This window comes from Oleiphilus sp. HI0128 (assembly GCF_001635365.1).
Map to the genome: position 1 here is coordinate 1 of NZ_LWGG01001253.1, position 1,077 is coordinate 1,077.

A 1,077-nucleotide genomic window follows, 5' to 3' on the forward strand; every position below is an offset into this window, starting at 1 on the left:
GGCTATATCCATGTGCTATCAGTGCTGGATGGAAAAGTACTTGCACGGAAATACCCTGACAGTGATGGTGTCATGGGTGAGATGATTGTAAAGGGCGACCGGCTATATGTTTATGCACGTTCTGGTGACATAGTATCGTATCAGTTGAATTCGAAGGTAAAGGACCTTAGACCCTTGGGTTCGAGGTTTAGAAATAGAAGACTTTTCGAAGAGTCGTCTAACGAATATAGAGATTAAAGGTAGATAGATGGTTCCTGTAATAGCGCTAGTAGGTCGTCCTAATGTAGGTAAATCTACCTTATTCAATCGTTTGACCAAAACAAAAGATGCAATTGTCGCAGACTACGCAGGCTTAACTCGGGATCGTAAGTACGGCTCTGGAGTGGCGTTGGATAAGAAGTTCATTACTATCGATACCGGTGGTATAAGTGGTGATGAAGTCGGGATCGATGCTGTCATGGCTGAGCAGTCCTTGTTGGCAATAGAAGAGGCTGATCTAATCTTCTTTGTTGTGGATGGCCGGGATGGATTGACCCCTATTGATGAAGAGATAGCTCGTCATATCCGACAAACGGGAAAACCTTATACCCTGGTTGTTAATAAAATTGATGGCCTTAATGCTGATACTGTTGCCAATGATTTCTACTCGCTGGGTATGGAGAAGCTGCGCTTAACCGCAGCCTCNCATAACCGCGGTGTTAAATCGCTGATCGAAGATGCAATGGAGGACTTCCCGGAACAAATCGAGGAAGATGATGAAGCAAATGGTTGTAAAATTGGTATTATCGGACGACCAAATGTTGGTAAGTCTACCTTGGTTAATCGACTGCTTGGTGAAGACCGTGTTGTTGTTTATGATCAACCTGGTACCACGAGAGATAGCGTCTATATTCCTTACGAACGCCGAGAAAAGCCCTATACCTTGATCGATACGGCAGGTGTGCGCCGTAGGAAAAATGTTAAAGAGGCGGTAGAGAAATTCTCCATCATCAAGACCTTGCAAGCGATACAAGATGCCAACGTTGTTGTTGTCGTTATCGATGCCAGAGAAGGTGTCGTTGAGCAGGATCTTCACCT

1 protein-coding gene and 1 pseudogene are annotated in these 1,077 nt (G+C 44.7%); both read left to right on the forward strand.

Annotated features, from left to right (window positions below; genetic code table 11):
* Positions 1-237: pseudogene (locus tag A3763_RS29770) on the forward strand (hypothetical protein); the annotation flags it as partial.
* A gap of 10 nt (positions 238-247) precedes the next feature.
* Positions 248-1,077: ribosome biogenesis GTPase Der (der, locus tag A3763_RS21215; protein WP_068760469.1), on the forward strand; the 830-nt coding region annotated here is incomplete at its 3' end.